The organism is Qipengyuania polymorpha (assembly GCF_019711435.1).
GTDB lineage: Bacteria > Pseudomonadota > Alphaproteobacteria > Sphingomonadales > Sphingomonadaceae > Qipengyuania > Qipengyuania polymorpha.
Window position 1 is genome coordinate 808,324 of sequence record NZ_JAIGNK010000001.1, and the last position, 22,923, is coordinate 831,246.

Annotated in this window: 24 protein-coding genes and 1 tRNA gene; 15 read left to right on the forward strand and 10 right to left on the reverse strand. The window is 62.7% G+C overall.

The window, feature by feature from the left end:
* Positions 1-47: 47 nt before the first annotated feature.
* From K3152_RS04025 to K3152_RS04035, 3 genes are all read right to left on the reverse strand, one after another.
* Positions 48-1,439 carry a pyruvate dehydrogenase complex E1 component subunit beta gene (locus K3152_RS04025; RefSeq protein WP_221572714.1) on the reverse strand — a complete coding sequence of 464 codons (1,392 nt, stop codon included), beginning with the start codon at positions 1,437-1,439 and terminating at the stop codon, positions 48-50.
* Between the two features lie 3 nt (positions 1,440-1,442).
* Positions 1,443-2,513, reverse strand: coding sequence for a pyruvate dehydrogenase (acetyl-transferring) E1 component subunit alpha (pdhA, locus tag K3152_RS04030; protein ID WP_221572715.1), 1,071 nt, complete (start codon positions 2,511-2,513; stop codon positions 1,443-1,445).
* A 149-nt stretch (positions 2,514-2,662) separates the two neighbouring features.
* The gene (locus K3152_RS04035; protein WP_345719757.1) at positions 2,663-2,914 is read right to left on the reverse strand and encodes an FtsB family cell division protein; all 252 of its coding nucleotides are present in this window, start codon (positions 2,912-2,914) and stop codon (positions 2,663-2,665) included.
* Positions 2,915-3,138: 224 nt separating this feature from the next.
* Between K3152_RS04035 and hppD the strand changes: the two genes are divergently transcribed.
* From hppD to K3152_RS04060, 5 genes are all read left to right on the forward strand, one after another.
* Positions 3,139-4,260, forward strand: coding sequence for a 4-hydroxyphenylpyruvate dioxygenase (gene hppD / locus K3152_RS04040; RefSeq protein ID WP_221572717.1), 1,122 nt, complete (start codon positions 3,139-3,141; stop codon positions 4,258-4,260).
* A complete protein-coding gene (locus K3152_RS04045) occupies positions 4,257-4,829 on the forward strand; it encodes a VOC family protein (protein ID WP_221572718.1) in 573 nt (190 codons plus the stop codon). The genes hppD and K3152_RS04045 overlap by 4 nt, the downstream gene beginning before the upstream one ends.
* Before the next feature lie 76 nt (positions 4,830-4,905).
* Entirely contained in the window at positions 4,906-5,784 is an 879-nt protein-coding gene (locus tag K3152_RS04050; RefSeq protein ID WP_221572719.1) for a mechanosensitive ion channel family protein, read from the forward strand.
* Between the two features lie 63 nt (positions 5,785-5,847).
* Entirely contained in the window at positions 5,848-6,762 is a 915-nt protein-coding gene (locus K3152_RS04055) for a haloalkane dehalogenase (protein WP_221572720.1), read from the forward strand.
* Positions 6,759-7,934 carry an MFS transporter gene (locus K3152_RS04060; protein WP_221572721.1) on the forward strand — a complete coding sequence of 392 codons (1,176 nt, stop codon included), beginning with the start codon at positions 6,759-6,761 and terminating at the stop codon, positions 7,932-7,934. The genes K3152_RS04055 and K3152_RS04060 overlap by 4 nt, the downstream gene beginning before the upstream one ends.
* 130 nt (positions 7,935-8,064) lie before the next feature.
* Here the strand turns inward: K3152_RS04060 and K3152_RS04065 are convergent.
* From K3152_RS04065 to grxC, 4 genes are all read right to left on the reverse strand, one after another.
* A tRNA-Arg gene (locus K3152_RS04065) sits at positions 8,065-8,141 on the reverse strand.
* Positions 8,142-8,180: 39 nt separating this feature from the next.
* Positions 8,181-8,645: a DUF1178 family protein gene (locus tag K3152_RS04070; protein WP_221572722.1), complete on the reverse strand. Its 465-nt coding sequence runs from the start codon at positions 8,643-8,645 to the stop codon at positions 8,181-8,183.
* Between the two features lie 7 nt (positions 8,646-8,652).
* Positions 8,653-9,468 carry a carbon-nitrogen hydrolase family protein gene (locus K3152_RS04075; RefSeq protein ID WP_221572723.1) on the reverse strand — a complete coding sequence of 272 codons (816 nt, stop codon included), beginning with the start codon at positions 9,466-9,468 and terminating at the stop codon, positions 8,653-8,655.
* On the reverse strand, positions 9,469-9,732 hold the full coding sequence (grxC, locus tag K3152_RS04080) for a glutaredoxin 3 (RefSeq protein ID WP_040963849.1): 264 nt from the start codon (positions 9,730-9,732) through the stop codon (positions 9,469-9,471). It lies immediately after the preceding gene.
* A gap of 155 nt (positions 9,733-9,887) precedes the next feature.
* Here grxC and K3152_RS04085 point away from each other — a divergent pair, with 155 nt between their 5' ends.
* Complete coding sequence (locus K3152_RS04085) at positions 9,888-10,355, forward strand: Hsp20 family protein (RefSeq protein ID WP_221572724.1); 468 nt, start codon at positions 9,888-9,890, stop codon at positions 10,353-10,355.
* Between the two features lie 375 nt (positions 10,356-10,730).
* On the opposite strand, the gene pyrG is transcribed toward K3152_RS04085, so the two are convergent.
* From pyrG to tpiA, 3 genes are all read right to left on the reverse strand, one after another.
* The gene (gene pyrG, locus K3152_RS04090; protein ID WP_221572725.1) at positions 10,731-12,365 is read right to left on the reverse strand and encodes a CTP synthase; all 1,635 of its coding nucleotides are present in this window, start codon (positions 12,363-12,365) and stop codon (positions 10,731-10,733) included.
* A 104-nt stretch (positions 12,366-12,469) separates the two neighbouring features.
* Entirely contained in the window at positions 12,470-12,817 is a 348-nt protein-coding gene (secG, locus tag K3152_RS04095; protein ID WP_221572726.1) for a preprotein translocase subunit SecG, read from the reverse strand.
* 83 nt (positions 12,818-12,900) lie between these two features.
* Positions 12,901-13,662 (reverse strand): triose-phosphate isomerase, encoded by a 762-nt coding sequence (gene tpiA, locus K3152_RS04100; protein WP_221572727.1) that lies wholly within the window; start codon positions 13,660-13,662, stop codon positions 12,901-12,903.
* Between the two features lie 220 nt (positions 13,663-13,882).
* Between tpiA and K3152_RS04105 the strand changes: the two genes are divergently transcribed.
* The 9 genes from K3152_RS04105 (at position 13,883) to lexA (ending at position 22,864) form a co-directional block, all read left to right on the forward strand.
* The gene (locus K3152_RS04105) at positions 13,883-15,820 is read left to right on the forward strand and encodes a peptidylprolyl isomerase (protein WP_221572728.1); all 1,938 of its coding nucleotides are present in this window, start codon (positions 13,883-13,885) and stop codon (positions 15,818-15,820) included.
* A 7-nt stretch (positions 15,821-15,827) separates the two neighbouring features.
* On the forward strand, positions 15,828-17,342 hold the full coding sequence (gene trpE, locus K3152_RS04110) for an anthranilate synthase component I (protein ID WP_247713138.1): 1,515 nt from the start codon (positions 15,828-15,830) through the stop codon (positions 17,340-17,342).
* Positions 17,339-18,181, forward strand: coding sequence for a phosphodiester glycosidase family protein (locus K3152_RS04115; RefSeq protein ID WP_221572730.1), 843 nt, complete (start codon positions 17,339-17,341; stop codon positions 18,179-18,181). Before trpE ends, K3152_RS04115 begins: the two co-directional genes overlap by 4 nt.
* Complete coding sequence (pip, locus tag K3152_RS04120) at positions 18,174-19,136, forward strand: prolyl aminopeptidase (RefSeq protein WP_221572731.1); 963 nt, start codon at positions 18,174-18,176, stop codon at positions 19,134-19,136. The genes K3152_RS04115 and pip overlap by 8 nt, the downstream gene beginning before the upstream one ends.
* 60 nt (positions 19,137-19,196) lie before the next feature.
* Entirely contained in the window at positions 19,197-19,811 is a 615-nt protein-coding gene (locus K3152_RS04125; protein WP_221572732.1) for an anthranilate synthase component II, read from the forward strand.
* Positions 19,808-20,800 carry an anthranilate phosphoribosyltransferase gene (trpD, locus tag K3152_RS04130; RefSeq protein WP_221572733.1) on the forward strand — a complete coding sequence of 331 codons (993 nt, stop codon included), beginning with the start codon at positions 19,808-19,810 and terminating at the stop codon, positions 20,798-20,800. Before K3152_RS04125 ends, trpD begins: the two co-directional genes overlap by 4 nt.
* Positions 20,797-21,582, forward strand: a complete 786-nt coding sequence (gene trpC, locus K3152_RS04135) for an indole-3-glycerol phosphate synthase TrpC (RefSeq protein ID WP_221572734.1) — start codon at positions 20,797-20,799, stop codon at positions 21,580-21,582. The genes trpD and trpC overlap by 4 nt, the downstream gene beginning before the upstream one ends.
* The gene (gene moaC / locus K3152_RS04140; RefSeq protein WP_221572735.1) at positions 21,575-22,048 is read left to right on the forward strand and encodes a cyclic pyranopterin monophosphate synthase MoaC; all 474 of its coding nucleotides are present in this window, start codon (positions 21,575-21,577) and stop codon (positions 22,046-22,048) included. The genes trpC and moaC overlap by 8 nt, the downstream gene beginning before the upstream one ends.
* 126 nt (positions 22,049-22,174) lie before the next feature.
* A complete protein-coding gene (gene lexA, locus K3152_RS04145; protein ID WP_221572736.1) occupies positions 22,175-22,864 on the forward strand; it encodes a transcriptional repressor LexA in 690 nt (229 codons plus the stop codon).
* Positions 22,865-22,923 lie beyond the last annotated feature (59 nt).

The following is a 22,923-nucleotide window of genomic DNA, read 5'->3' on the forward strand; positions in this document are numbered from 1 at the left end:
GCTGAAAATTACGGGGCTCGCGGGGTGACCGCGGGCCCCGTTTCGTTTCAGTCGCGGTAGCAGACCTTCTTGGCTGCCTTCACGATACGCGGCGTGTCGATGAGCGCCAGCTTTTCGAGGTTCGCCGCATAGGGCAGCGGGACGTCCTCGTCGCATACGCGGGTGACCGGCGCGTCGAGGTGGTCGAAGCCCTCTTCCATGCAGATCGCGACGATTTCCGAAGCGATCGAGCAGGTCGGCCACCCTTCCTCGGCGATGACGAGGCGGTTGGTCTTCTTGAGGCTTTCGAGCACGGTTTCCTTGTCGAGCGGACGCAGCGTGCGCAGGTCGATGACTTCGGCATCGATGCCCTCGCCCGCCAGTTCCTCGGCAGCTTCCAGCGCAAGGCCGACCGCAATCGAGTAGGCGACGATGGTGACATCCGAACCTTCGCGCATGATGCGTGCCTTGCCGATAGGGAGCACGTGGTCGTCGAGTTCGGGCAGTTCGAAGCTGCGGCCGTAGACCAGCTCGTTCTCGAGGAAGACAACCGGGTCTTCGCAGCGGATCGCGGCCTTCATCAGGCCCTTGGCATCGTAAGCGTCATAGGGGGCAATCACGATGAGGCCGGGGACGCTGGCGTACCACGGGCCGTAGTTCTGGCTGTGCTGCGCGCCGACGCGGCTTGCAGCAGCATTCGGACCGCGGAACACGACCGGGCAGCGCATCTGGCCGCCGGACATATAGTTGGTCTTGGCTGCCGAATTGATGATGTGGTCGATTGCCTGCATGGCGAAGTTGAAGGTCATGAACTCGACGATGGGGCGCAGGCCGCCCATTGCCGCGCCCGTACCGATACCGGCGAAACCGTACTCGGTAATCGGCGTATCGATGACGCGCTTGGGACCGAACTCGTCGAGCAGGCCCTGCGTGACCTTGTAGGCGCCCTGGTACTGAGCGACTTCCTCGCCCATCACGAAGACACGCTCGTCGCGGCGCATTTCCTCGGCCATGCCGTCGCGAAGGGCCTCGCGGACGGTGATGGTCTGCATGTTCGTGCCGTGCGGGATTTCGGGATCCTTTACGCCGGACTTCTTGGCGGGCTTGGCGATTTCCGCTTCGCTCCCCTCGCCCGAAGCGTCCGGACGGCCGACGTCCTTGCCCTCGCCCGGAACCGGGTCGGCAGGAGCGGCATCGGCCATGTCGGACGCGTCCTCGCCCTCGCCTGCCAGCATGGCGATGACCGTGCCGACTGCGACGTTCTCGGTGCCTTCCGCGACAAGGATCTTGCCGAGCGTGCCTTCATCGACCGCTTCGAATTCCATCGTCGCCTTGTCGGTCTCGATCTCGGCGATGATGTCGCCGATTTCGATCGTGTCACCTTCCTGCTTGAGCCACTTGGCGAGTGTGCCCTCTTCCATGGTGGGCGACAGGGCGGGCATCTTGAGTTCGATAGCCATTGCTCAATACTCCTCCACCAGAACATCGGTGTAGAGTTCGGATGCCTCAGGCTCGGGCGAGTTTTCGGCGAAGTCCGCCGCTTCGCTCACGACCTTGCGGATGTCCTTGTCGATGGCTTTCAAGTCTTCCTCGCTGTTGCCCTGTTCGATCAGGATCTTCTTCAGGCCCTCGATGGGGTCCTTGTGTTCCTTGACGTCCTGCACTTCCTCGCGGGTGCGGTACTTGGCAGGGTCGGACATGGAGTGGCCGCGGTAGCGATAGGTTTCGCATTCCATCAGCACAGGCCCCCTGCCCTCGCGGACATGCGTGAAGGCGATTTCAGCGGCCTGGCGCACTTCGAGCACGTCCATGCCGTTGACCTTCATGCCCGGGATGCGGAACGCGGTGCCGCGGCGGTAGAATTCGGTCTCCGCGCTGGAGCGGCCGACTGCGGTGCCCATGGCGTACTGGTTGTTCTCGACCACGAAGACGATGGGAAGCTTCCACAGCGAGGCCATATTGAAGGTCTCGTAAACCTGTCCCTGGTTGGCCGCGCCGTCACCGAAATAGGCAAGGCACAGGCCGCCGTCGTCGTTGTACTGGTGGGCTAGCGCCAGTCCGCCGCCAAGCGCGACCTGCGCCCCGACGATGCCGTGACCGCCGTAGAACTTATGCTCGGTCGAGAACATGTGCATCGACCCGCCCTTGCCCTTCGAGATGCCGGCCTCGCGGCCCGTCAGCTCGGCCATGATGACCTTGGGATCGATGCCGTAGGCAAGCATATGCCCATGGTCGCGGTAGCCGGTGATGACGCTGTCGAGCTTCTCGGTAAGCGCGGACTGCAGGCCGACGGCAACTGCTTCCTGTCCGATGTAAAGGTGGCAGAAGCCGCCGATGAGGCCGAGGCCGTACAGCTGGCCGGCGCGCTCTTCGAAGCGGCGGATGAGCAGCATCTGCTCGTAGAAGTGCTTCAGCTGTTCTTCCGAAGCATCATAGCGCTTGGTCTTCTCGAGCTCTTCCTGGAGCGAGTGAAGCGCGAAATCGAGGTTTTCCGCGGGGCTGCGCGGGGTCTTGTTCTTGGGGGCCTTGGCCAAAACGTATCGTCCCTTTTCCGTAACGGGAAGTCTCTCTGACCGCGCCTATAGGCACAGGGTCACGGGCAGCGCAACGGGGCGCGTGCCTTGCATACGAAAACCTTACGGAATTGCGGGAGTTCCGACCGTAGTGTTGGACCTTGGGAAGGTCAGTCGTCGAGTTTGATGACGACTTCGTCAGGGTGTACGACGTTCAACTGGCTGCGCAGCAGTTCGCCCACCATGTCTGGGTCGGCGTGGTCGGGGTGGAGCAAAGCCACCTTGTTTTCGAGTGCGGCCTTTTCCTTCTGCAGCGCTTCGAGCTGGGCCTCGCGCTGGTCGAGCAGGCGCAGGTTCTCGCTCCATGCGAGCAGGCCCGACGGCCCGGCAATGCCCAGCCCGCCGAGGACGAGCAGCACCACGAGCGCCGCATTCTGCGTCGTCCGTTTTTTGCCAAGAGTATCGAGTCTGCCTCGCCGCCTCATGAAACGCACAGAATCACAGTTAACCTTCTGGTGCAAGGGATATTCGCGAGTTGCCGGGGCAATGGAACGTCCCATCGCGCCCAGCCGTTCGATTCTTGACACGCCTAAGGCTCTTGCCTATTTGGTTTCCATTGAAACTATCTACCGGACAGAGGACCACAATGCCCGACCTTTTCGAAAACCCCATCGGCCTCGACGGCTTCGAGTTCGTCGAATTCTGTGCACCCACCAAGGGCGTTATCGAACCGGTTTTCGAAGCCATGGGCTTCACCCAGGTCGCCACGCATCGTTCGAAGGACGTGGACCTGTGGCGCCAGGGCGGGATCAACCTCATCCTCAATTACGAACCGCGCAGCGCCGCATGGTACTTTGCCCGCGAGCATGGCCCCTCGGCCTGCGGCATGGGCTTCCGCGTGCGTGACGCCAAGCACGCTTACGAAGAGCTGCTGAAGCGCGGTGCGGAGCCGGTCACCGTCGACACCGGCCCGATGGAACTGCGCATCCCCGCCATCCGCGGAATCGGCGGCGCAATCGTCTACCTGATCGACCGCTATGCAGAGCAGGGCGAAGACGGACTTTCGATCTACGACATCGATTTCGAATATCTCGAGGGTGTCGAGAAATGGCCTGTCGGCGCGGGCTTCAATGTGATCGACCACCTGACGCACAACGTCTACAACGGTCGTATGAAGTACTGGGCGGATTATTACGAAACGCTCTTCAATTTCCGCGAAATCCGCTTCTTCGACATCAAGGGCGAATATACCGGCTTGACCTCGAAGGCGCTCACGGCACCCGACGGCAAGATCCGCATCCCGCTCAACGAAGAAGGCGAAGGCGGCAAGGGCCAGATCGAAGAGTTCCTCAAGGAGTTCAACGGCGAGGGCATCCAGCACATCGCGCTCATCTGTGACGACCTCGTGCAGTGCTGGGACAATCTCAAGGAGCTGGGCGTCCCCTTCATGACCGCCCCGCCCGAAACCTATTACGAAATGCTCTCCGAGCGCCTGCCCGACCACGGCGAGGACGTCGAACAGCTCAAGATGCGCGGAATCCTGCTCGACGGCACAACCGAAGGCGGCCAGCCCCGCCTGCTGCTGCAGATTTTTGCCGAAGCACAGGTTGGCCCGGTGTTCTTCGAATTCATCCAGCGCAAGGGCGATGAAGGCTTCGGCGAAGGCAACTTCAAGGCCCTCTTCGAAAGCATGGAGCGCGACCAGGTGCGCCGCGGTGTTCTCAAGGTCGAAGATGCCGAGACGATCGAGGCGGAGCCTGCCGAATGAACGAGACCGCAACACATCCCGTGAAGCTGGGCGGCGTCCATCACGCCGCCTATCGCTGCAAGGACGCCAAAGAGACCGTCGAATGGTACGGCAAGGTCCTTGGCATGGAATACACCACTGCCTTCGCTGAAGACCACGTACCCTCGACCGGGGAATACGACCCCTACATGCACGTTTTCCTCGACGCGGGTAACGGCAACATCCTCGCCTTCTTCGAGCTGCCCAACCAGAAGGACATGGGCCGCGACGAGAACACGCCCGCCTGGGTCCAGCATCTTGCCTTCAAGGTCGGCAGCGAGGAAGAACTCGAGGCGGCCAAGGAGCACGTGGAAAGCCTCGGCATCGACGTTCTCGGCCCGACGCACCACGGCATCTTCAAGTCCATCTATTTCTTCGACCCGAACGGCCATCGGGTAGAGCTGGCGACCGATATAGGTACGGACGAGCAATATGCCGAATTGAAGCGCGTTGCTCCGCTGATGCTCGACGAATGGAGCGAGACCAAGAAGGCGCCGCGCCACGCCGACTGGCTCCACGAGATCGCGCGGAAGGAACACGGTCAGGGTTAACCCTCGCTAACCGCGTATTTCCGCCATTTCGGAACCTGCTGCGGTGCACAACGTTGTGCCGCAAAGGGAGTCCGGTTTGAATTACATCGATACCTTGCGCGACCAGCTCAATGAGATGGGCGAAGGCTTTATTGAAAGCCTTCCCAGCCTGGCCATCGCGCTGTTCATTGTCCTTCTGACATGGATAGTCGCGCGCTTTGCCGTGCGCATTTCGGACATGATCGTCGGGCGAACCGACATCCGCTCGAGCCTCAAGAACCTCGTCGACACGATCGTGCGGCTCGCCATCTGGGTGGTGGGCCTGTTCATCGCGGCCGTCGTGGTCATGCCCGACCTCACGCCAGCCAGCCTGCTTGCAGGGCTCGGCATCGGTGCGGTCGCCATCGGGTTTGCCTTCCAGGACATTTTCGAGAACTTCTTCGCCGGCATCCTCATCATGCTGCGCGAGAAGATGCAGATCGGTGATGTGATCGAATGCGAGGGTATCACTGGCAAGGTCGAGCACATCACCCTGCGCGAAACCCATGTCCGCAAGCTGTCGGGTGAATTGACGGTCGTCCCCAACTCCATCCTGTTCAAGAACCCGGTCGAAATCCTCACCGATGTCGAGCAGCGCCGACACGAGGTGGTTGTCGGTGTTTCCTATGATACCAATCTCGACCATGCTGCCACCGTCATCCACCGCGCGGTGGAGAGCGTAGGCGATGTGCTCGCCAGCAAGGGCATCGACGTCTTCGCCAAGGAGTTCAACTCCAGTTCGGTGGATTTCCTCGTGCGCTGGTGGGCGGGTGCCTCCCCTAGGGATGGTTGGGAAAGCAAGGACAAGGTCGTGCGCGCGATCAAGGCAGCGCTCGACGACGCGGGCATCGAAATCCCCTTCCCCTATGTCACGCACACCTTCAAGGAAACCGTGCCCGTCAGCCGGCTCGGAGACAGCAGCAAGCGCACTCCCTAAAACAGTTGCAATCGGAAACGGGAATGCGAAAGGTGCTCCCGCTTGCAACGAGGGAGAGATGGCATGCAAATCCTGCGCACCCCGGCGGACCGCTTCGCGGATATTCCGGACTACCCCTTCGCCGAAAACTGGTTCTTGGTTGACCTCGGCGATGGCCAGATCGCCCGCCAGCATTATGTCGACGAAGGTGACAAGGCTGCCCCGCCCGTCCTCCTGTTCCATGGCGAGCCAAGCTGGTCCTTCCTCTATCGTAAGATGATCCCAATCCTTGTGGACGCGGGCTTTCGCGTCCTTGCACCGGACCTCATCGGTTTCGGCAAGAGCGACAAGCCCGACGACATCTCCTTCTTCACTTACCAGCGCCATGTCGACTGGCTGAAACAATGGCGTAGCGCCATCGAGCCCCGACCAGCGGCCCTGTTCTGCCAGGACTGGGGCGGTTTGCTCGGCCTGCGCATGGTGGCGGACGACCCTGACCTCTTCACCTGCGTCGTCGCCAGCAACACATTCCTGCCCGCAGGTGGCACACCGTCGCAGGCTTTTCTTGCGTGGAGGGAGTTCGCAAAGTCCTCGCCCGACTTCAAGATCGGACCGCTTCTCGACCGCGCGACGCAGACACCGCTGAGCGAGGCAGAGATTTCGGCCTATGATGCGCCCTTCCCTGATGAGCCCTCGAAGGCTGCCGCACGGGCATTTCCTTCATTGGTCCCGGTCGAGGACGGCATGCCCGGCGTAGCCGAGAACAAGGCGGCCTGGCCCTCGCTCGCGGCTTTCGACAAGCCATTCCTGACGCTGTTCGGCGAAGAAGATCCGATCACCACGGGGAGCGAGAAATTTTTGATCGAGCGTATCGAAGGCGCCAAAGGCCTCGACCATCGCACGCTCAGCCCTTGCGGCCACTTCTGCCAGGAGGACCAGCCTGAGGCCCTTGCGCACGGCGTCATCGACATGGCGCGCAAGGCATGCCACCTCGCGTGAACGAAGCCTCGCGGCTCAGCCGTACGCAGGAATATTCGCTCGCCGTCGCTGCCGCGGTGGTGACGGCCAACGCCTATTACATCCACCCGATTATCGGGGATGTCGCGACCCATTTCGGCGTCAGCGAGGCGCGCATCGGTATCGTGCCCGCGCTGAACCAGCTGGCCCTGGCAATCGGCATCCTGCTGCTCCTCCCGCTCGGCGACCGCTATTCGAACAAGCGCCTGACAATCATATTCGTCGCGGGACAAACGGCTTCGCTGGCTGTGATGACATTGGCGGCGAGCTTCGTCGGATTCACTGTCGGCTCCACGCTACTCGGCTTCTTCACCATCGCGCCCTACCTCCTGCCCGCCTACGCATCGAAGCGTGTCGCGCCTGAGAAGTTAGGACAGGTCACGGCCTTGCTCGCGGCGGGCGTCATTCTCGGCATTCTCGTCGCACGGGCCGGCGCAGGCTGGATTGCCGAGCACTATGGCTGGCGGCTCGTCTATTGGATAGCGACCGGCCTGATGCTGGCCGTGACGCTCGCCCTTCCCCGCCTGATGGAGGGGGGTGAGCGCGAGCGCAACGGGACGCGCTACTGGCCACTCGTCTTTTCGGTCTTCGCCCTTGCGCGAGAGCATCGCGAGGTCCTGCTGTCAGGCACGATACAGGCGCTAAACTTCGCGCAGTTCATTGCGCTGTGGCTCGCGCTGGCCCTGTACCTGACGGCGCCGCCGATGAATTACGGCACCGATGTCGTGGGCTATCTCGCCGCCATTGCTGCGGTGAGCATTCTTTCGACCCCGCGCCTTGGGCGCTGGGCGGATGCGGTTGGTGCTCGCAAGGCACGTTTCCTCCTGGCGATCATCCAGCTTGCGGGGCTCGCCCTCTTCTGGCCTCTGGGCGGGACATTGTGGGGTCTGGTAATCCCGCTCGTCATCGTGAACCTCGTGGGTCCGGGTGTCGACGTGACTGGACGCATGACTTTCCTTTCGCTCCAGCCGGACCTCAGGACACGGCTCACAACCGTCTACATAGTGCTGATGTTCATTGGCGGCGGCATCGGTAGCATCGGTTCCACCGCTGTTTACGACCTGTTTGGCTGGGGCGGCATTTGCGCGCTGCTTACGGCGTCTTCTGCCCTGCTGACGGGTTTGGCGTGGTGGGCGACGCGATTTGGCAGGTAAGTTGGTGCGCCCGACAGGATTGCTGCGCTGCTTCGCAGCTACGCCGCCTCCGCTTCGCTCCGGCTCCAAACCGAGGTTGAACCTGAAGCGCCATACCAAACGAGGCGGCCCTTTTCAGGACCGCCTCGTTTGGCGCGCCCGACAGGATTCGAACCTGTGGCCCCCAGATTAGGAATCTGGTGCTCTATCCGACTGAGCTACGGGCGCCCCCGGTGCGACCTATAACGTCGCCGCGCGAAGAAACAATCAGTTGAGTTTGTCGGGCTCGGCGATGGGGAAGAGGATGGGGGCGACGGATATGCCTTCCGACGCGAGGTCCTCGGCTTCCTTCTTGGTCGCCTTGCCGTGAATGGGGGCCTCGTCCTTCTCGCCATAATGCTGCGAGCGGGCCTCGTCGGCGAATTTGTCGCCCACCCATGTGCTGCTCTCGAGCGCCTTTGCCTGCGCCTTGGCGAGCTGCTTCAGGGCTTTTTCGACCTCGGGCGGCATCGGGGCATTAGATAGCTGCGCATCCTTGCTGGCAGCGCGCGGCTCTTTCTTGTTGCCTTTTGCGCCCACTGCCGGGGCCATCGGCGCCTTGCCGACGGTCTTGCTGCCGCATTCGGGGCAATCGACCAGCCCACGCTCTCGCTGGCTATCGTAGTCGGCGGACGAGCCGAACCAGCCCTCGAAACGGTGGCCATTGTCGCAGTGGAGGTCGTAGACAATCATCGCGGCGCTAATTGTCGATTTCGCGGCGGTTGGCAAGGCTCGGAACCTGGGCACGCACCTCTTCGATGCGCGAAAGGTCGATATCGGCGAAACCAAGGCCTGCCTCCTCCCCGCCCATGTCGAGCAGCACTTCGCCCCAGGGGTCGATGACGAGACTGTAGCCGTAGGTAGTCCGCCCGTCCGCATGCTTGCCCACCTGCGCCGCTGCGACAACGAACGCGCTGGCTTCGATGGCCCGCGCGCGCTGCAGGACATGCCAGTGCGCCTTGCCGGTCGGTACAGTGAATGCGGCCGGGATGCTGATGCAATCGCATTGCTGTCTACCGAGCGCGTCGAACAGCGCGGGGAATCGTAGATCGTAGCAAATGGCTAGGCCCAGCCGCCCGACGGGCGTGTGCTCGACTACTACAGGATTGTCGCCAGCGGCATAGGCGTTCGATTCCCGCCAGCTTTCGCCCGTGGCAAGATCCACATCGAACATGTGCATTTTGTCGTAAGTGACCGGCTCAGCCCCGCAAGCCGGGAAATAGTAAGCGCGGTTGGCCAGCTTTTCACCGGCTGGGAAGGGCATCGAGCCGAGCGCAATATCGACACCGGTATTGGCAGCGACCTCGCTCAGACGCTCCGGAAAGTGCGCGTAGCCGCTATGGGCAATCGTCGCCGCCCCACGCTGCCTGTCGCGGTCGAGCAGGAGCGACATTTCCGGCGTGAAGAGGATGCCTGCCCCGCCCTCTCCTGCATCAACCGCAGCGCGTTCGATGGTGCGAAAATTTTCCTCCGGGTCGATGCCCGAGGTCATTTGCAGGACCGCAATGCGCGTCATTCAGCCCTCGAGCAGCGCATCCAGCTTGCCCGCCCGTTCGAGCGCAGCGAGCTCGTCCGAGCCGCCGACGTAGGTTTCGCCGATGAAAATCTGCGGCACTGTGCGGGCCTGCGGGGCGCGCTGGAGCATTTCCTCGCGCTTGGGGCCGCCCATGGTGATGTCGTGTTCGTGATAGTCGGCGCCCTTCTCGTCGAGCAGGCGCTTGGCGCGAAAGCAGTAGCCGCAACCGAATTTGGTGTAGATGTCGATATGCGGTTGGCTCATGGAAAATCCTCTGCTGTTCGGGCTGCATGTGCGGTGCTTGAAAGCGTTTCGCAAGCGCCTATCTTGATCGTGTCGCCGCATGGTGCGGCGGCTTGGGAGCGCCGCTTACGGGCTCCCTCTACATACTCAAATTGCTCACTGGAGGATTTGTTTCGATGAACCGTTTCGACACCACCCCCTATCGCCGTTCCACCGTCGGTTTCGACCGCCTGTTCGACCTGATGGAACGCCAGGCGCGCAATGCCGGCGGCGATAACTACCCCCCCTTCAATATCGAGCGCCGTGACGAGGACGAGTATCGCATTACTCTCGCCGTCGCAGGGTTCCGCTCGGAAGACCTCGACATTACCGCGCAGCAGAACCTGCTGACCATCCAAGGCCGCAAGCGCGACGACCAGCCCGAGGGCGAGATGCTGCATGTCGGCATCGCCAACCGCGGGTTCGAGCGCCGCTTCGACCTGGCTGACTATGTCCGGGTCGAGAATGCCGACCTCAAGGACGGCATGCTCTACATCGACCTCGTGCGCGAAGTGCCCGAGGCGATGAAGCCGAAGAAGATTTCGATCGGCGGGCAGAAGACGCTCGAAATCGTCAAGGATGACGAAGACAGCGCCGCAGCCTGAGGCTGACACAAGGCAACTAAAGGCGGTGCCTCGCGAGGGGCGCCGCCTTTTTCGTGAGCGTTCACAAAATGAAAGGGGGCGACACCTTGGTGCCACCCCCGCGACGACTAGCGCCGCCAAGCCTCGGATTCGGCCGTCCGGGTCGCAGAAGACGACCGGGTTCGAGGCAAGCCCCACCGCTTGCACGAAGCGTTAATCCGTTGGTACTCGGTAGCTTTTGACAACCGAATAAGCCTGTCCTGCAACAATTATGTCAAAAGATAAAGGCAGGCTGAGCGTGGTGAAAGCCACCCGGTGTCGCACATATACAAATCACCTCGCACGACCTGAATGATTACAGGTGTTTACGCGAGATCGGCGGATGGAAAAAAATTTCTAAACGAGACGCGCCTGTTCGAGCGCCGCTCCAATGAAGCCGGCAAACAGGGGGTGCGGGTCGAAAGGCTTGGACTTGAGTTCGGGGTGGAATTGCACGCCGACGAACCAGGGATGGTCGGGCCGTTCGACGATTTCGGGCAGCAGGCCGTCGGGCGACATGCCCGAGAAGATCAGGCCCTGCTTCTCCAGCGGCTCGATGTATTTGCCGTTGACCTCGTAACGGTGCCGATGGCGCTCCGAAATTTCGGTGGCGCCACCGTAGATCGAAGAGACATGGCTGTTGGCCGCCAGCTTTGCGTCATAGGCACCAAGGCGCATCGTGCCACCGAGGTCGCCGCCGGCTTCGCGCTTCTGCAAGCCTTCTTCGGTCATCCATTCGGTGATGATGCCCACCACGGGTTCTTCGGTGCTGCCGAACTCGGTCGAGCTCGCCTGTGCGAACCCGGCATTACGGGCACCTTCCACGCAGGCCATCTGCATGCCGAGGCAAATGCCGAGGAACGGCACCTTGCGTTCGCGGGCGAAGCGGACACTGGCAATCTTGCCCTCGCTTCCGCGTTCGCCGAAGCCGCCTGGGACGAGGATGCCGTGCATCGGTTCGAGCTGTGCGGCAATGTCGCTGTCGCTCTGCTCGAAGACTTCGGCATCGATCCACTTGATGTTGACCTTGACGCGGTGCGCCATGCCGCCGTGGATGAGCGCCTCATTCAACGACTTGTAGGCATCCTGCAGGCCGACATATTTGCCGACCACGCCGATGGTGACTTCGCCTTCCGGGTTCGATTTGCGGTCCACCACATCGTACCAGCGAGAGAGGTCGGGTTCGGGTGCATCGGTGATGCCGAAACCACGGAGAACTTCCGTGTCGAGGCCTTCTGCGTGATACTGCAGCGGGACTGAGTAAATCGACGGCGCGTCGAGTGCGGGAATGACCGCTTCCTTGCGCACGTTGCAGAAGTTCGCGATTTTCTGGCGCTCGCCATCGGGAATGGGATGTTCGGCGCGGCACAGCAGCACGTCGGGCTTGATGCCGAGGCTGGCGAGTTCGCGAACCGAGTGCTGGGTCGGCTTGGTTTTGAGTTCACCTGCGGCCGCGATGTAGGGCACCAGCGTTACGTGGACGCTGAGCGACTGCATCGGCTCGAGCTCGTTACGCAGCTGGCGAATGGCTTCCATGAAGGGAAGGCTCTCGATGTCGCCCACCGTGCCGCCGATTTCGCACAGGATGAAATCGTGATCGTCCTGCCCGGCGAGCGCGAATTCCTTGATCGCATCGGTGACGTGCGGAACCACCTGCACGGTCGCGCCGAGATAGTCGCCGCGGCGTTCCTTGGCGATGATCTGCTGGTAGACGCGGCCGCTCGTGATGTTGTCGCCCTGATGCGCCGAGACGCCGGTGAAGCGCTCGTAATGGCCGAGGTCGAGGTCGGTTTCCGCCCCGTCGTCGGTCACATAGACCTCGCCATGCTGATACGGGCTCATCGTGCCCGGATCGACATTGAGGTAGGGGTCGAACTTACGAATGCGGACCTTGTAGCCACGCGCCTGGAGGAGGGCAGCAAGCGATGCTGCCATGAGACCTTTGCCAAGCGAGGAGACCACGCCGCCGGTGATGAATATATACCGCGCCATGGGAGTCGGGCCTTAAGCGTGCGTGTTGAGTCGGCGCAAGGGAAAAGGCGCGTGGAAACGCGCGCTATCCACCATAGCGCATGCGAATTGCGATGAAGCGAGCCTTATTCCGCGAGCGGAACGTCGGTGGCCGGGGTTTCTGCAGGTGCCGGTGCCGTGCTGCCGAGGGGGCCATCGTTCACCGGTTCGACCGTCCGGTCGAGTGTCGATTCGATTTCGCCGGAACCCACGCCTTCCACCGCCAGTGCGGCCAGCGCAATCGACAGTGCGACAAACGTCACGGCCAGCCACTTCGTCGAGCGGGTGAGGAAATCGGCTGCGCCGCGAGCGCTGAGCATGCCGCTGGGGCTGCCGCCGATTCCCAGGCCACCGCCTTCGCTGCGCTGCATCAGGATGACCGCGATGAGTGCTGCTGCGACAATCGCCTGCACGACGGTGAGGAAGACGAACATGGGTAAACTCTACTCTCAAATCAGGACTTGAGCGCCGCATCTAGTCGCAGCGCCGCAAAACGGCAAGGTGCGCCGGATTTGCTTCAGGCGTCTTCGGTTTCGGAAGCTGCCACCACGATGCCGAGGAAGCTCTCCGCCGACAGGCTGGCACCTCCCACTAGGGCCCCGCCCACTTCCGGGATGGACAGGATTTCCCGCGCGTTGTCGGGCTTTACAGACCCGCCATAGAGGATGCGCACTTCAGCCGAGGTTTCTTCGCCATAGGTTTCGTCGAGCAGCTGGCGAATCGCCTTGTGCATCGCCTCGATGTCCTTGGGTGTGGCGGTCTTGCCCGTGCCGATTGCCCAGACAGGTTCGTAGGCAACGGTCAGCCGCTCGGCGGCATCATCGATCTGCGGCAGGCTTGCTTTCAATTGCTTGAGCACGAACTCTTCCGCTTCGCCGGCTTCGCGCACTTTCAGCGTTTCACCGCAGCACAGGATGATCCGCAGGCCCGCGTCGAGGGCGCTGTCGATCTTGGCATTGATGAGCTTGTTCGTTTCCTTGTGGTCCGCGCGCCGTTCGCTGTGGCCGAGGATCACGAATTTCGCTCCGGCATCGGCGATCATCGACGCCGAGATATCGCCGGTGTGCGCGCCGTCTTCGCCCGGAAATACGTCCTGAGCGCCCACGCCGATTTGCTCCGCCTCGCGGTGAACAGCATGGATAAGGGTGTAAGGCGGCGCCACGGCCACTTCGGCCTTCATATAGCGCTGCGCGGCACGGTCGATGGCGCGCGCTTCGGAGAGCATGGCGCGCGTGCCGTTCATCTTCCAGTTGCCGACAATGTAGGGCCGTTCGGCCATAGAATTACTTCCCGTCATGAATCGTAAATGCAGCGAGGCGCTATATAGGGGCTGATAGCCGCTCCGCTAGCCGTGGTTTGTTTATCCGTCAAAACCGGATGGGACCTGTTGCGGCGAGGTCGCAGGGCGGATAAAGCGCGCTGCTCAAACCGGCGATACGCCGCTTCCCGTCCGGAAGCAGGTCGCGCCCAATGCAGATGAAAAGGCCCTTTCGCAAGCCATGCTCACCTTTTTCCGGAATTTCTTCAAATCCAAAATCGGCCTTGCCATTACCCTGGCGTTCCTTGGCGTCATCGGCTTTGCCTTTGCCAGCATGGACGTGTCGAGCAGCGGCACCTTCGGCGGTGTTGCCGGCGGCGACAGCGTGGCCGTCGTGGGCGACCGGAAGATCGGCACGGCAGAACTGAACCGAGCGGCCAATGTTGCGCTGCGCGAGGCGCGGCAGGAAAATCCGAATGCGACAATGCAGACACTGCTGGCTAACGGCGGTCTCGAGCGCATCCTCGACGACCTCGTCAATCGCTATGCCATCATCGCATGGGCCGAGGAAAACGGCTTTCGCGCCGGCGACAACCTCGTGAACAGCGAAATCCGCCAGATACCCGCAGCACGCGGGGCCAGCGGGGATTTCGACACGGCGACCTACCAGCAGTTCCTGCGCAACAACAGCCTGACAGACGCGCAGGTCCGCCAGCAAATCCGCACTTCGCTGTTCTTCCAGCAGACGGTCCTGCCGCAGGTTTACGGCGCGAAACTGCCCAACTCGCTGGCCGAAACCTATGCCCGCACCTTCAAGGAGCGCCGCACCGGCTCCATTGCTGCCCTGCCCTTCGCAGCCTTTGCGCCGGAAGGTACTCCGACCGACAAGGTGCTGCAGAAATTCTACACCGACAATCGCACCCGCTTCATCCGTCCCGAGCGTCGGACCCTGCGCTATGCGACCTTCGACAGCAGCGCGCTGGGTGACAGCATCGAGCCGACCGCGGAAGAAATCGCGGCAAGCTATGAAGACAATGCCGCCCAGTATGCGGCGAGCGAAACCCGCAGCTTCACGCAGCTGATTGTCCCCACCCGTGAGGGCGCCGAGGCAATTGCGGCACGTGTGCGTGGTGGCGAGAGCTTTGCTCAGGCTGCTTCGAGTGCAGGACTTCGCCCTGCCGAACTCGCCGACCAGTCGCGCTCGGCCGTTCGCAGCTCGGCTTCGGCGGCGGTAGCGGATGCCTATTTCTCGGCCGATGAGGGGGCAGTTACTGCTCCGGCACAGGGCCAGCTTGGCTGGTATGTCGCCCGCGTGACTTCGGTCGAGCGTCGTGCGGCCCGCGACCTCGCTTCCGTGCGTGATGAAATCGCCGACACCCTGCGCGAACAGAAGCGCCAACGCGGCATCGCCGAGCTGGCGGTAAGCATCGAGGACCGCCTCGCCGACGGCGCTTCGCTCTCTTCGGTTGCGCAGGAACTCGACCTCGAACTGCAAGCGTCGCGCCCCATTACGGCCTCGGGCCAGGTTTACGGCACGCCGGAGCCTGCTCCCGAAGCGCTTCGCGGTGTGCTCGAATATGCTTTCCAGATTGATGAAGGCGAAGCGGAAATCGGCGCCCTGCCCGACCAGCGGACCTTCGTGGTGTACGAGGTGACGGATATCACCCCGTCGGCAGCGGCTCCGCTTTCGGAAATCAAGGACCAAGTGACCTCCGCATGGCGCGCCGACCGAGCCAGCAAGGCTGCGGAAGCCGCGGCAGACCGCATCCTCAAGCGCGTCGAGGGTGGCGCGACCCTCGCCAACGCCCTGTCCGCCGAGGCAACGCGCCTTCCCCCCGCGCAGCAGGTTTCGCTCAGCCGCGAAGAGCTGGCGCGCATGCAGAACCAGCGCGTTCCTGCTGCAATCGGCCTGATGTTCGCCATGGCGGAAGGCACGGTCAAAAAGCTTGAAGGCCCGTCGCAGCAGAGCTGGTTCGTGGTCGACCTGGAAGACGTCCAGCTCGAAGAGCTTGCCGAGAATGATCCGCTCATCGCCCAGGCGCAGAATGCCATCGGTCAGGCATGGGGCTCGGAATATGCCGAGCAACTGCTCGCCGCCATGCGCGCCGCTGTGGGTGTCGAACGCAATGCCGATGCCATCGCTGCCGTGCGTCGCCAGCTCCTCGGCGAAACGAACTGAGGCGCGCTTGACTGGCCAGTTCGAAGGCCGCGCACGGGCGCTGGAGGCGCTGGGGCAGGGCCGTCCGGCACTCGTCTGGCGCAAGCTGGTCGCAGACACGGTCACACCGGTCGGCGCGGCGCTGCGACTCATCGAGGAAGGCCGCGGCGATTTCCTGCTGGAGTCGGTCGAGGGCGGAGAGGTCCGCGGACGCTACAGCCTGCTCGGGCTGGACCCCGACCTCGTCTTCCGTGCCGAAGGTGACGAGGCAACGATAAACCGCGACTGGCAGCGCGACCGCGAATCCTTCAAGGCGTGCGAAGCCGGCACACTCGCCGCCATGCGCAACCTGCTTGAGGAGTGCCGTATCGATGTGCCGGAGGGCCTGCCCCCTGCCCTCGCCTGCCTCGTCGGATATTTCGGCTACGAAACCATCGGGCTTGTCGAAAAGCTGCCCCGCCCGGACAAGCAGGCGCTCGACCTGCCGGACATGCTGTTCTCGCGGCCCACGCTGCTGCTCGTGTTCGACAGTCTCAAGGACACGCTTTTCTGCATCGCGCCGCTCTGGCCCGGAGACGCGTTAGCGGAAGACGCGATTGCGCAAGCTGACGAGCGCATTGAAGCGGCGCTCGCGAAGCTCGACAGTGCGCTCCCCCGGACCAGCGCGTCGGCGGGAGATCACGAACTTCCGCAATTGCAGCCGACCATGCCGAGCGAAGATTACGCCGCGATGGTGGCCCGCGCGAAGGAGTACATCACCGCGGGCGACATTTTCCAGGTGGTGCTCTCGCAGCGCTTCACCGCGCCTTTCGAGCTGCCGCCGATCGCGCTCTATCGCGCGCTCCGCCGAGTGAACCCCTCGCCCTTCCTCTATTTTCTCGACCTGCCAGGCTTCGCAGTGGTCGGCTCCAGCCCTGAAATCCTCGTGCGGGTTCGCGACGACCAAGTGACCGTTCGCCCGATTGCCGGCACACGCCCGCGCGGAGCATCTCCGGAAGAGGACCGCGCCGCCGAAGCTTCGCTCCTCGCCGATCCCAAGGAAAAGGCGGAACATCTCATGCTGCTCGACCTCGGGCGCAACGATGTGGGACGGGTCGCCAAAAGCGGCACGGTGGAGGTCACCGACAGCTTCACGGTCGAGCGCTACAGTCACGTCATGCATATCGTCAGCAATGTTGTCGGCCAGCTCGACCCGTCGAAGGACGCCATCGACGCGCTGTTTGCAGGCTTTCCCGCCGGGACCGTCAGTGGCGCGCCCAAGGTTCGTGCCTGCGAAATCATCGCCGAACTCGAACCCGCCACCCGCGGTCCCTACGCCGGCGGTGTCGGCTATTTCGCGCCCGACGGCTCGCTCGACAGCTGTATCGTCCTGCGTACGGCAGTCGTGAAGGACGGAATCATGCATGTGCAGGCCGGTGCGGGCATCGTTGCCGACAGCAACCCCGAATACGAACAACGCGAATGCGAGGCCAAGGCCGGCGCGCTATTCGCAGCAGCACGCGAGGCAGTCAGCCTCGCCCAGACACCCGGTTACGGACAATGAAATACGCATATCTCGCCCTCCCCCTGTTGATGCTGACCGCCTGCGAACCCGCCAAGGAAGGTGAGCCGGTCACACGCACGCGCATCGATGGTCAGGGCATCCCCTCGGCAACACCCACGCCTGTCGAGACCGCCTCTGGCACCACGCAGGTCGAAAGCGCCTGCCGCTCGATAATCTTCGAGGACACGCCGCTCACCCATTGCCTAGCCACCCCGTCGCGCCACCGCGTGTCGATGGACCTCGGCCCCTCGGGTGATGCTCCCTACCGCAGCCTTACGGCCTATTCGAAAGCGCACAGCGCAGGCAGCATCGCCTTCGCCATGAACGCGGGCATGTATGACGACGAGGGAAAGCCCATCGGCTATTTCGTCGAGGACGGTAACCGCTTGCAGACGCTGAGCACTGCAGATGGCGAAGGCAATTTCCATATGAAACCGAACGGCGTCTTCTTCGGCAGCGGCGAGACATGGGAGGTCCGCACCACCGACGACTTCCTCGCCAATGTCCGCGAGCGGCCGCAATTCGGCACGCAGTCGGGCCCGATGCTGGTCGTCGACGGCAAGTTGCATCCCGAAATTTCGCATGACGGCGAATCGCGCCTCATCCGCAATGCCGTCGGTGTCGACGAAAGGGGCCGCGCGCATTTCGTCATTTCGAACGCCGCCATCAGCTTCGGCAAGCTCGCCCGATTCTATCGCGACGAACTCAATGTGAAGAATGCGCTCTATCTCGACGGCAATGTGTCGGCGCTATGGAATCCGGCGACCGACCGGCTCGATACCGGCGCGCCCATCGGCCCCATCGTGGTCGTCGAAAAGAAGGACTGGACCGATGATTGAATACGAGCGCACGCTCTATCCCGAAATCGAACCCTACGAGACCGGCATGCTGGATGTCGGCGAGGGCCATTCGCTCTATTACGAGCGTGTCGGCACGCCGGGCGCGAAGCCAGCGGTCTTCCTCCACGGCGGCCCCGGCGGCGGCATGTCGCCCGCGCATCGCCGCCAGTGGGACCCGGACCTCTACGACGTGCTGCTGTTCGACCAGCGCGGTTGCGGCAAGTCGCTGCCCTTCGCCGAAATCGAGAACAACGATACCTGGCGCATCGTCGAGGACATCGAGAAGCTGCGCGAGATGTGCGGTCACGAGAAGTGGCAGGCGTTCGGCGGAAGCTGGGGAGCTACCCTCGCCCTCGCCTATGCCCAGACGCATCCCGAGCGCGTGAGCGAAATCGTACTGCGCGGCGTGTTCCTCGCGCGCCAAAAGGAAAAGGACTGGCTCTATTCCTACGGCGCGAGCGAAATCATGGCCGAACAGTGGGACGACTTCGCAGGCCTCATTCCCGAGGCCGAGCGCGGCAATCTGGTGCAGGCCTATTACGACCGACTGACCAGCGACGACGAGGAGACCCGCGTTGCCGCTGCGCGCGAATGGTCGCTGTGGGAGGGCAATGTCGCCACCCTGCTGCCCGATGAGGCCTTGCTCGACAGCTTCGGGGATCCGGCCAAGGCCATCCCCTTCGCCCGCATTTGCGCCAAGTTCTTCCTGCAGGACTTCTTCCTCGAGGAAGCGCAGCTTTTGAAGAACGTCGAGCGCATAAAGCACATTCCCGGCATCATCGTGCAGGGCCGCCACGACATCTGCACCCCGCCCACCTCGGCGTGGGAGCTGAAGAAGGCATGGCCCGAGGCCGAGCTCTGGATTGTCCACGATGCCGGCCATTCGGCAGGCGAGCCGGGCATCATCGACGGCCTCGTCCGCGCGACCGACAAGCTTGCCGGCAAGCAAGGCTGAGACAGCGGGCAGCTTTCCTTCCTTGAAAGCGCGCCCCGCCCTCGCCAATCAGGCACTGCAATGACCGCCAACCGCTCCATCCTCGTCATCGACAATTACGACAGCTTCACCTTCAACCTCGTCCATTACCTGATGGAACTGGGGGCCGAGGTCGAGGTGGTGCGCAATGACGCCATCACGGCACAGGAAGCCCTCGCGAAGGACGTGGCGGGTTACCTCATCTCGCCCGGCCCCTGCACGCCCAATGAAGCAGGTGTGAGCCTCGACCTCGTCGCAGCCTGTGCCGACGCAAAGAAGCCGCTGCTCGGGGTCTGCCTCGGTCACCAGTCCATCGGCCAGCATTTTGGCGGCAAGGTGGTTCGCGGCGGGCTGATGCATGGCAAGACCAGCGATCTGACCCATGACGGCAGCGGCGTTTTCGCAGGACTGCCCTCGCCCTATACCGCCACGCGCTATCACTCGCTCGTGGTCGAGGACATTCCGGACTGCCTGCTCGTCAATGCGACGAGCGAGACGCCGGGCCTCGACGGCTCCAGCGTCATGGGCTTCCGCCATCGCGAACTGCCCATTCACGGCGTGCAGTTCCATCCGGAAAGCATCGCCACCGAGCACGGGCACGCCCTGCTCGCCAATTTCCTTGCCATTTGCGGCATCGACGCCAAGGTCCCCGCATGAAACAGCTACCCTCCGCCGACACGCATCTCGACGAAGCCCAGGCGCATGAGGTCTTTGGCTGGATCCTCGATGGCGAAACGAGCGACGAGGAAATCGGCCGCTTCCTCGTGGACATGTCCGCCCGCAGCGAAACCTCGGATGAAATCGCCGGTGCGGCGCGAGCCCTGCGCGAACGGCTTATCCCCATCGATGCGCCCGAAGGCACGGTGGACTGCTGCGGCACGGGCGGCGACGGGCATCACACGCTCAACGTCTCGACGGCAGTCAGCCTGCTCGTGGCCGCTTGCGGCGTACCCGTGGCGAAGCATGGTAACCGTGCCGCCAGTTCGAAATCGGGTGCTGCCGACACGCTGGAGGCGCTCGGTCTCGACATGGAAGCGGCAGGAAGAACTGCCGAGAAAACCTTGAACGAGTTGGGAATTTGCTTCCTCTTCGCCAAAAACCATCACCCCGCGATGGGCCGTATCCAGCCCATTCGCCAGAAGCTGGGTGTGCGGACCATCTTCAACCTGATGGGCCCGCTTTCGAACCCCGCTGGCGTCACCCGCCAGCTCATCGGCATTGCCCGCCCTGCCTACGTCCCGATTTACGCGGCGGCCAAGGCGAAGCTTGGGACCGAGCGCACCTTCATTGCCTCAGGCGACGAGGGGTTGGACGAGCTGAGCCTCGCCGGCGGCAACGAGCTGGCCGACGTCAAGGGCAACAACTTCGAGATGCGGCGCGTTGTCGCCGTGCAGGCGAATCTCCCTCACGCACCGGTCGAGGCCATTCGCGGGGGTGACCCGGAGCATAATGCCAAGGCGCTCGAAGCGCTGTTGATGGGCGCTCCAGGTCCCTATCGCGATGCGGTGCTGTTCAACGCTGCCGCGACCCTCATCGTTGCCGGCAAGACCAGCGACTGGACCGAAGGCGCCGAGATGGCGGCAGAGTCCATCGACTCCGGCCGCGCCAAACAGCTTATGTCCGACTGGATTGCGCTCGCTCAATGAATAAGCTCGAGCAGATTTGCGCTACCAAGCGTGAGGAAGTCGCTGCGCGCAAGGCTGAACACAGCCTCGCCGATCTTGCCGGGCTCGCAAGTGAACAGTCCGCACCGCGCGGCTTCCTTCGTGCATTGGAAGAAAAGCAGCAGAGCGGCTTCGGCCTCATCGCCGAAATCAAGAAGGCCTCGCCGTCGAAAGGCCTCATCCGCGAGGACTTCCATCCTGCCGACCACGCCCGCGCCTATGCGGCAGGTGGCGCCGCCTGCCTTTCGGTGCTGACCGACGCTCCCTACTTCCAGGGCCATGAGGATTACCTCGTCGCTGCCCGTGCGGCCTGCGATCTGCCGGTTCTGCGCAAGGACTTCATTGTCGACCCCTGGCAGGTCGTCGAAGCGCGCGCGATTGGCGCTGATGCCATCCTCATCATTGTCGCAGCGCTGGATGATAGCCAGATGGTGGAAATCGAAGACGCCGCGATCGAGCATGGAATGGACGTGCTGGTCGAAGTGCATGACGCCGAGGAACTCGACCGAGCAGGCGTGTTGAAGTCACGCCTTCTCGGGGTAAACAACCGCAATCTCAAAACCTTCGAGACCAACCTTGCCACGACGGAGCAACTTGCTGCGCGTGCGCCGAAGGATGCCTTGCTGGTCGGTGAGAGCGGCATTTTCACGTATGATGATTGCCAGCGCCTTGCCCGCGTCGGGGTGCGCAGCTTCCTCGTCGGGGAAAGCTTGATGCGTCAGGACGACGTCGAGCAGGCAACGCGGACCTTGCTGCATGGCTAGGCTCACGCATCTCGATGATCAGGGCGCGGCGCGCATGGTCGATGTTGGCGCCAAGGCCGAAACGGCCCGCAGCGCGGTTGCAGAAGGGCGCATCCGGATGAGCGCGGAAGCCCTCGAAGCGTTGATGTCCGGAAGTGGCCCCAAGGGCGACGCGCTCGCGGCGGCGCGCATTGCCGGCATCATGGCCGCCAAACGAACCGGGGAACTGATACCGCTCTGCCACCCCCTCGGACTTGAAAGCGTGACCGTCGAATTCTCCCGCGAATCGCACGCTATCAGCGTCACCGCTAAGGCCTCGCTGACCGGTAAGACAGGTGTCGAAATGGAGGCAATGACGGCCGCAAGCGTCGCGCTTCTGACGCTCTACGATATGGGCAAGGCCATCGACCGCGGCATGGTCATCGAAGGTGTCCGCCTCATTGAAAAGACCGGCGGCAAGTCCGGGATATGGACTGCGCCGGACTGAAACGAGAACGCCTGTTCTCGCGTAACTGCCTCCAGAATGGCGGGAATGCTTGACTTTGCGAATATGGTTGCCTAATTGTTCCACATTCGTTCACGGCTTTGTGAACAGCCATGTGGGAGCATTTGGATGCTGACTGCCAAGCAGCACGAACTTATCCGCTTCATCCAGCAGAAGCTGGAGGAAACCGGCATCTCGCCCTCTTTCGAGGAAATGAAGGAAGCGCTCGATTTGAAGAGCAAGTCGGGCGTGCACCGCCTGATTTCCGCGCTCGAGGAACGCGGCTTCATCCGCCGCCTGCCCAACCGCGCCCGTGCGCTCGAAATCGTCAAGCTGCCCGAAGATACCGTAACCAGCCCATCGCGCGCTGCGCCGGCAAACGATACGGTCGTGTCGATTTCTTCGGCCAGGCCTGCCGCGCCGGAACCTGCCAACGACATCATCGAGGTACCGCTCCACGGCCGCATCGCTGCCGGTGCACCTATCGAGGCAATCGAGGGTCAATCCTCGATGCCGGTGCCTGCTGCCCTGCTCGGCCCCGGCGATCACTACGCGTTGGAAGTGAGCGGCGATTCGATGATTGAAGCTGGTATTTTCGACGGCGACTTTGCGCTGGTGAAGCGTTGCGAAAGCGCCCGCGACGGCGAGATCGTGGTTGCGCTGGTCGATAATGAGGAAGCCACTTTGAAATACTTGCGAAAGGAAGGGCCGATGGTTCGGCTCGACCCGGCCAATGGCTCGTATGAACCGCAGGTCTACGAAGCCCGCCGCGTGCAGGTTCAAGGCAAACTTGCCGGGCTCTTGCGCCGCTATCATTGATAGCGCGCCCAGGTCCTTCAGATAGACTGATGGCTTATTAAAAAGGCGTCCGGCGAGAG

Bases quoted from the DNA above. Each gene is read 5' to 3' on its own strand.
- K3152_RS04025 (WP_221572714.1), bottom strand. From the start codon at position 1,439: ATGGCTATCGAACTCAAGATGCCCGCCCTGTCGCCCACCATGGAAGAG.
- hppD (WP_221572717.1), top strand. From the start codon at position 3,139: ATGCCCGACCTTTTCGAAAACCCCATCGGCCTCGACGGCTTCGAGTTC.
- K3152_RS04045 (WP_221572718.1), top strand. From the start codon at position 4,257: ATGAACGAGACCGCAACACATCCCGTGAAGCTGGGCGGCGTCCATCAC.
- K3152_RS04055 (WP_221572720.1), top strand. From the start codon at position 5,848: ATGCAAATCCTGCGCACCCCGGCGGACCGCTTCGCGGATATTCCGGAC.
- K3152_RS04070 (WP_221572722.1), bottom strand. From the start codon at position 8,645: ATGATTGTCTACGACCTCCACTGCGACAATGGCCACCGTTTCGAGGGC.
- K3152_RS04075 (WP_221572723.1), bottom strand. From the start codon at position 9,468: ATGACGCGCATTGCGGTCCTGCAAATGACCTCGGGCATCGACCCGGAG.
- grxC (WP_040963849.1), bottom strand. From the start codon at position 9,732: ATGAGCCAACCGCATATCGACATCTACACCAAATTCGGTTGCGGCTAC.
- K3152_RS04085 (WP_221572724.1), top strand. From the start codon at position 9,888: ATGAACCGTTTCGACACCACCCCCTATCGCCGTTCCACCGTCGGTTTC.
- pyrG (WP_221572725.1), bottom strand. From the start codon at position 12,365: ATGGCGCGGTATATATTCATCACCGGCGGCGTGGTCTCCTCGCTTGGC.
- secG (WP_221572726.1), bottom strand. From the start codon at position 12,817: ATGTTCGTCTTCCTCACCGTCGTGCAGGCGATTGTCGCAGCAGCACTC.
- tpiA (WP_221572727.1), bottom strand. From the start codon at position 13,662: ATGGCCGAACGGCCCTACATTGTCGGCAACTGGAAGATGAACGGCACG.
- K3152_RS04105 (WP_221572728.1), top strand. From the start codon at position 13,883: ATGCTCACCTTTTTCCGGAATTTCTTCAAATCCAAAATCGGCCTTGCC.
- K3152_RS04115 (WP_221572730.1), top strand. From the start codon at position 17,339: ATGAAATACGCATATCTCGCCCTCCCCCTGTTGATGCTGACCGCCTGC.
- pip (WP_221572731.1), top strand. From the start codon at position 18,174: ATGATTGAATACGAGCGCACGCTCTATCCCGAAATCGAACCCTACGAG.
- K3152_RS04125 (WP_221572732.1), top strand. From the start codon at position 19,197: ATGACCGCCAACCGCTCCATCCTCGTCATCGACAATTACGACAGCTTC.
- trpD (WP_221572733.1), top strand. From the start codon at position 19,808: ATGAAACAGCTACCCTCCGCCGACACGCATCTCGACGAAGCCCAGGCG.
- trpC (WP_221572734.1), top strand. From the start codon at position 20,797: ATGAATAAGCTCGAGCAGATTTGCGCTACCAAGCGTGAGGAAGTCGCT.
- moaC (WP_221572735.1), top strand. From the start codon at position 21,575: ATGGCTAGGCTCACGCATCTCGATGATCAGGGCGCGGCGCGCATGGTC.
- lexA (WP_221572736.1), top strand. From the start codon at position 22,175: ATGCTGACTGCCAAGCAGCACGAACTTATCCGCTTCATCCAGCAGAAG.